Raw genomic sequence first — 6,000 nt, 5'->3', positions numbered from 1 at the left:
CCCACAGGTACCGCACAGGGCTCAAAAGCTGTGCTGTACCTGTGGGAGCGGGCGTGCCCGCGAAAGGGCCGGGCCTGGCGAAAAAATCAGATGGCCTATACGGCAGGAGAAAACCGTGAGCGAACAACCTTCATCCGCGCACTGGCAGTTGCAGAGCATTGTCACTGGCCTGCGCGGCGCCCGTGAGCAATGGCGCACCCGCAATGGCCGCAGCATTGGCGAGCAGGGCGGGCGTGAGCTGCCATCGCGGGAGGCGATGCGGCAGATTCTGGAGCAACTGTGCGGTGCGTTGTTCCCCATGCGCCTTGGGCCGGTGGACCTGCGCGAGGAGAGCGAAGACTTTTACGTGGGCCATACCCTGGATGCCGCGCTGACCGCCTTGCTGACCCAGGCGCGGTTGGAGTTGCGCTATGCCGCCCGGCAAAGCAAGGCTGAGCTGGCCAGCGTCGATGCCCAGGCCCTGAGCCTGATACAGGGCTTTGCCGCTGCGCTGCCGGCATTGCGCGTGCTGCTCGACACCGACGTGCTGGCCGCCTACCACGGTGACCCGGCCGCCCGCAGCGTCGATGAAGTGCTGCTGTGCTACCCCGGGATCCTGGCGATCATCCACCACCGTCTGGCGCACCACCTGTACCGGGCCGGCCTGCCGCTGCTGGCGCGGATCAGTTCGGAGCTGGCGCATTCGGCCACCGGTATCGACATTCACCCAGGCGCGCAGATCGGGCCAAGCTTCTTCATTGACCACGGAACCGGCGTGGTCATCGGCGAAACCGCAATCATCGGCGAGCGCGTGCGCATCTACCAAGCGGTGACTCTGGGTGCCAAGCGCTTCCCAAGCGATGAGTCGGGGACCTTGCACAAAGGCCTGCCGCGCCATCCCATCGTCGAGGACGATGTAGTGATCTACGCCGGAGCCACAGTGCTGGGGCGCATTACCATCGGCAAGGGTTCGACCATTGGCGGCAATGTGTGGCTGACCCGCAGCGTACCGGCTGAGAGCAACATCACCCAGGCCAACCTGCAGCTGGATTGCCAGGACAAGAACTGATCTGGCATTTGCTTAGCCTGTACCGGCCCTTTCGCGGGTAAATCGGATCGCCGCACCGCCGCTCCCACAGGTACTGCACAAGTTTCGGGTTCTGTGAGGCCTCTGTGGGAGCGGGTTCACCCGCGAAGAGGCCAGCGCAAGAGAACGCCAATCAGCGCCCCAATTCGCATTGAAATCCGATCCATGGTTAACTTGAACGCTTGTTCAATGAAAAAACGCTGGTCCGCTGCCGGTGTTCAACAGGAGGATTCCTTTGCTGAACCCGTTCATTCCGAACCTTACGTCATGTGACGAGGTGCACGCCCGATGAGTGCACCGAACCCGTCCCTTGCCAATGGCAAGATCCGCATGAACCCCCCGGTGTTCTATTTTGCGGCAAGCTTCATCCTCATCTTCGGCCTGGTGGTCATCAGCAATCCGCAAGCTGCAGGCGACTGGTTGCTGGCGGCGCAGAACTGGGCCGCCAACACGGTCGGCTGGTACTACATGCTGGCGATGACGCTGTACCTGGTCTTCGTGGTGGTCACCGCCTTGTCCGGCTACGGCAAGATCAAGCTCGGTGCCGACCACGACGAACCCGAGTTCAGCTACCTGTCATGGGCCGGCATGCTGTTTGCCGCCGGTATCAGCATTACGCTGTTCTTCTTCTGTGTCTCCGAGCCGCTGACCCACATGCTGCAACCGCCCCAGGGCGAAGCGGGCACGGCCGAGGCCGGGCGCCAGGCGATGCAGATCCTGTTCCTGCACTGGGGCCTGCATGGCTGGGGCGTATTCGCCTTTGTCGGCATGGCGCTGGCCTACTTCGCCTACCGACACAACCTGCCGCTGGCGCTGCGCTCGGCGCTGTACCCGCTGATCGGCAAGCGCATCAACGGGCCGATCGGCTACGCGGTGGACGGCTTCGGCATCATCGCCACGGTGTTCGGCCTGGGCGCCGACATGGGCTTTGGCGTGCTGCACCTGAACGCCGGCCTCGACTACCTGTTCGGCATCAGCCATAGCCAGTGGGTGCAGGTGATCCTCATCACACTGATGATGGGCGCGGCCGTGGCCGTGGCCGTTGCCGGGGTAGAGAAGGGTGTGCGGGTGATGAGCGACATCAACCTGTTCCTGGCCTGCGCGCTGCTGCTGTTCGTGCTGTTCGCCGGGCCAACCCAACACCTGTTCAACACCCTGATCCAGAACCTTGGCGACTATCTGGGCGCATTGCCGCGCAAGAGCTTCGACGTTTATGCCTACGGTGAAAACCGTGACTGGCTGGGCGGCTGGACGGTCTTCTACTGGGCCTGGTGGATTGCCTGGGCGCCGTTCGTGGGCCTGTTCATCGCCCGCATTTCCCGTGGCCGTACTATCCGCGAGTTCGTTTTTGGCGTGCTGCTGATCCCGTTGGGCTTCACCCTGGCGTGGATGTCGATCTTCGGCAACAGTGCACTCGACCAGGTGATCAACCACGGCATGACCGCACTGGGCCAGTCCGCGCTGGACAACCCGTCGATGAGCCTGTACCTGCTGCTGGAGACGTACCCCTGGAGCAAGGTGGTGATCGCCACTACCGTGTTCATCAGCTTCGTGTTCTTCGTGACCTCGGCCGACTCGGGCACTGTGGTGCTCTCGACCCTGTCAGCCCAGGGCGGTGATGCCGATGAAGATGGGCCGAACTGGCTGCGCATCTTCTGGGGGGCGATGACCGCGCTGATCACCAGTGCACTGCTGTTTGCGGGCAGCATCGATTCGCTCAAGTCGGCGGTGGTGCTGACCTCGCTGCCGTTCTCGCTGATTCTGCTGTGCATGATGTGGGGGCTGCACAAGGCGTTCTACCTGGAGTCGCAACGCCAGATCGCGCAGATGCACTCGCTGGCCCCGTTCGCCCAGTCACGCCGTGGCCGTGGTGGCTGGCGACAGCGCCTGAGCCAGGCGGTGCACTTCCCGTCGCGTGATGAGGTGTACCGCTTCATGGACGACGTGGTGCGCCCGGCGATTGCCGACGTGCGTGAAGTGTTCGAGCAGAAGGGCCTGGTACTGATTACCCAGGACGACCCGAGCCACGACAACGTCAGCCTGAAGATTGGCCATGGCGAGGAACAGCCGTTCATTTACCAGGTGCAGATGCGTGGCTACTTCACGCCATCGTTCGCCCTGGGTGGGCTGGGTACGCAAGAGTTGAAGAACCGCCGCTACTACCGCGCCGAGGTGCACCTGAGCGAAGGCAGCCAGAACTATGACCTGGTGGGCTACAGCAAGGAGCAGATCATCAACGACATCCTCGACCAGTACGAGCGGCACATGCAGTACCTGCACCTGGTCCGCTGACCAAGCTCTCCTGTCCCGGCCTCTTCGCGGGCAAGCCCGCTCCCACAGGCACGGCACCGGTTTCGAAACCTGTGTTGTACTTGTGGGGGAGGGCTTGTACGCGAAGAGGCCGGGACAGGCAACAGCTAGAAAGGCGCATCCCCAAGGATGGTCGCGCGGTGCATCACCCGCCGGTTCGGCCGGTAGTCATCCACCGCGAAATGCTGGGTCACGCGGTTGTCCCAGAACGCCACGTCATTCTCCTGCCACCGCCAGCGAATGCTGAATTCCGGCCGCGTAGCATGGGCGAACAGCAGCTTCAGCAACGCCTCGCTTTCCAGCTCGCTCAGCTCATTGATGCGTGTAGTAAACCCTTCATTGACGAACAACGCCTTGCGCCCGCTGACCGGATGCGTACGCACCACCGGGTGCGACAGCGGTGGGTTGTTGCGCCGGGTGGCTTCCCAGCGCGCCAAGTCTTCGGCCGTGGTGCCAAAGCGCTCCAGCGGGAATGACTTGGTGAAGTCATGGGTAGCGGTCAGCCCATCGAGCATTTCCCGCAGCGGCACCGACAAGGCCTCGAAGGCGGCAATGCCGCTGGCCCACAGGGTATCGCCACCGAAGGCCGGCAACTGCTTGGCACTGAGCACCCCGCCCAGTGCCGGGGTCGGCAGGAAGGTCACGTCGGTGTGCCATACGGCATTGTCGCGTACATCGGTCACTGCTGTGTCGAGTACCAGCACCTGCGGGGTGTCCGGCACGTTGGGGTAGATTGGGTGAATGTGCAGGTCACCGAAGCGGGCAGCAAAGCGCGCCTGCTGCTCCGGGGTGATCGGCTGGTCGCGGAAGAACAGCACCTGGTGCTGCAGCAGCGCCTGTTCGATGGCGTCGCGTTCTGCTGCGCTGATTTCGCGGCTGATGTCCACACCGCTGATCTGGGCGCCGAGCGCCGGGCTGAGTGGGGTGATGGTCAGGCTCATGTCGGTCTCTTCAATCAGGCGCCAGTGTGCTGGCGTGGGCAATGGGGTTCAGTGGCTTTGCCCGTGCCAGGGCACCAGCTTGCGTTGCAGGGCACGCAGGCTCATCTCCAGGGCGAAGGCGATCAGGGCGATCAGCAGAATGCCCAGTACCACCACATCGGTGACCAGGAACTGCGCCGCCGACTGCACCATGAAGCCTAGGCCGCTGGTGGCAGCGATCAGTTCGGCGGCGACCAGGGTCGACCAGCCAACCCCCAGGCCGATGCGGATACCGGTGAGGATGTCGGGCAGCGCGCTGGGCAGGATCACATGGCGAATCAGCTGGGCCTTGCTGGCGCCTAGCGACTGCGCGGCACGCAGCTTGGCTGGGTCGACCGTGCGTACGCCGGTGGCAGTGGCAATGGCGATCGGGGCGAAAATCGCCAGGTAAATCAGCAATACCTTCGACAGCTCGCCAATGCCGCACCAGATGACGATCAGCGGCAGGTAGGCCAGCGGCGGGATCGGCCGGTAGAACTCGATCAGCGGGTCGAGGATGCCGCGTGCAATGCGGTTGTAGCCGATGGCGATACCCACCGGGATGGCAGTGAGGGTGGCGGCCACCAGGGCCACGCCGATGCGCCCCAGGCTGGCGCCCAGATGCTGCCAGAGGCTGGCGTCCATGTAGCCCTGGGTCAGCAAGGTCCAGGCTTTGGCCAGGATATCGCTGGGCGAGGGTAGGAACAGGGGCTCGACCCAACCGGCGGCAGTCACCAGCCACCAAGCCAGCAGCAGGCTGGCGAGGGTCAGGGCGCTGATCCAGCGGGTAGGCAGTGGGCGGCTCAGCCGGGTGGCTGGCCGGGCTTGTTCTTCGCTTTTGCCGGTAACCGGCAGGTCCAGGCTGCTCATGCGCGCTCCTGCAAGCTTTGGCGTTGAGAGAAAACGCGGGCCAGTACGTGCTCGCGGGTTTCGATGAAGGCCGGGTCGGACTTGATCGCCCGGGCCGACTCACCTGCGGCATAGCGCTGGCCGAAGTCCAGTTGCAGACGTTCCACTACACGCCCCGGGTTGGGTGCCAGCAGCACCAGCTCGCTGGCCAGAAACACGGCCTCTTCAATGTCGTGGGTAATCAGGAACACCGGCTTGGCGGTGCGTTGCCACACCTGCAGCAACAACTCCTGCATCTGCTCGCGGGTGAAGGCATCGAGGGCGCCGAACGGTTCGTCCATCAGCAGCACCCGTGGGTCGGCTGCCAGTGCCCGGGCAAGGCCCACGCGTTGCTTCTGGCCACCTGACAGCTGCCAGATGCGCCGCTCGCCGAAGCCGGCGAGGTCGACCAGGGCCAGCATCTCGCGTGCCCTGGCTTCACGCTCGACGCGCGGCACGCCGGCCAGCTCCAGGCCGAAGGCGACGTTGCCTAGCACGTTCTGCCAGGGCAGCAGCGCGTCGTCCTGAAATACCACGCCGCGCTCGGCGCCGGGGCCCTCCACCGGCACACCGTCAAGGGTGATACGGCCGGCGCTGGGGGGGACGAAGCCGGCGATCAGGTTAAGCAGCGAGGTCTTGCCGCTGCCGGATGGCCCCAGGGCCACCAGCAACTGGCGAGGCCCCAGGCTCAGGTTGATATCGGCCAGTACCGGGGTGGCGGCACCGGGGTACTGTGCGCTGATGCGCTCCAGTTCGAGCAAGGCCATGGCGGGCTCC

5 protein-coding genes are annotated in these 6,000 nt (G+C 64.3%); 2 read left to right on the top strand and 3 right to left on the bottom strand.

What is annotated here, in order from left to right:
• The first annotated feature begins 115 nt into the window (after positions 1 to 115).
• The gene (gene epsC / locus OO258_RS23670; protein ID WP_110744829.1) at positions 116 to 1,048 is read left to right on the top strand and encodes a serine O-acetyltransferase EpsC; all 933 of its coding nucleotides are present in this window, start codon (positions 116 to 118) and stop codon (positions 1,046 to 1,048) included.
• 348 nt (positions 1,049 to 1,396) lie between these two features.
• Positions 1,397 to 3,358, top strand: a complete 1,962-nt coding sequence (betT, locus tag OO258_RS23665) for a choline transporter BetT (RefSeq protein WP_177410742.1) — start codon at positions 1,397 to 1,399, stop codon at positions 3,356 to 3,358.
• Positions 3,359 to 3,483: 125 nt separating this feature from the next.
• Here betT and tauD read toward each other — a convergent pair whose 3' ends face one another.
• Genes tauD through tauB form a run of 3 tightly spaced genes read right to left on the bottom strand, consistent with a single transcriptional unit; the run spans position 3,484 to position 5,990 of the window.
• Positions 3,484 to 4,317: a taurine dioxygenase gene (gene tauD, locus OO258_RS23660; protein WP_266033298.1), complete on the bottom strand. Its 834-nt coding sequence runs from the start codon at positions 4,315 to 4,317 to the stop codon at positions 3,484 to 3,486.
• Positions 4,318 to 4,365: 48 nt separating this feature from the next.
• Positions 4,366 to 5,205 (bottom strand): taurine ABC transporter permease TauC, encoded by an 840-nt coding sequence (gene tauC / locus OO258_RS23655; RefSeq protein WP_110744826.1) that lies wholly within the window; start codon positions 5,203 to 5,205, stop codon positions 4,366 to 4,368.
• Complete coding sequence (gene tauB / locus OO258_RS23650) at positions 5,202 to 5,990, bottom strand: taurine ABC transporter ATP-binding subunit (RefSeq protein WP_266033295.1); 789 nt, start codon at positions 5,988 to 5,990, stop codon at positions 5,202 to 5,204. The genes tauC and tauB overlap by 4 nt, the downstream gene beginning before the upstream one ends.
• Between the last annotated feature and the right edge of the window lie 10 nt (positions 5,991 to 6,000).

The sequence above is a fragment of the Pseudomonas sp. DCB_BI genome, assembly GCF_026240995.1.
Taxonomy (GTDB): Bacteria; Pseudomonadota; Gammaproteobacteria; order Pseudomonadales; family Pseudomonadaceae; genus Aquipseudomonas.
The sequence above is the reverse complement of the archived record's forward strand: the minus strand, read 5'-3'. Positions and strand labels throughout refer to the sequence as shown.